This is a genomic window from Vibrio sp. 378 (assembly GCF_033339435.1).
In genome coordinates this window covers 1-542 of sequence record NZ_JAWOUO010001058.1, presented here as the reverse complement: position 1 = coordinate 542, position 542 = coordinate 1, and the positions used below count along the sequence as shown (strand labels likewise).

Genomic DNA, 542 nt, shown 5'->3' with positions numbered 1-542 from the left:
GGGTGCAACCATTGGTCGTAGTATTGCTTACGCATGGGGTGTGCCTGCTGTTCCTGTTCATCACATGGAAGGTCATTTGCTCGCGCCAATGCTAGAAGATAACCCACCACCATTCCCATTTGTGGCGGTGTTGGTTTCTGGCGGCCACTCGATGATGGTGGAAGTAAAAGGCATTGGTGAATACAAGATTCTAGGCGAATCCATTGATGATGCAGCTGGTGAAGCATTTGATAAGACGGCTAAGCTGATGGGGCTAGATTACCCAGGCGGTCCTCTGTTATCTAAGCTAGCAGAGAAAGGTACTCCGGGTCGCTTTAAGTTCCCACGACCAATGACCAATGTGCCGGGTTTGGATATGAGTTTCTCGGGTTTGAAAACCTTCACGGCAAACACGATTGCAGCGAATGGCGATGACGAGCAGACTCGTGCTGATATTGCGTACGCTTTTGAAGAAGCCGTGTGTGCAACGTTGGCAATTAAATGTAAGCGTGCATTAGAGCAAACCGGTATGAAGCGTATCGTTATTGCTGGTGGTGTAAGTG

General features: G+C 49.1%; 1 protein-coding gene. It reads left to right on the top strand.

What is annotated here, in order from left to right; genetic code table 11:
• Window positions 1-542, top strand: a 542-nt coding sequence (locus R7Q48_RS30345) for a tRNA (adenosine(37)-N6)-threonylcarbamoyltransferase complex transferase subunit TsaD (protein WP_318134120.1), incomplete at both ends; no start/stop codon positions are given.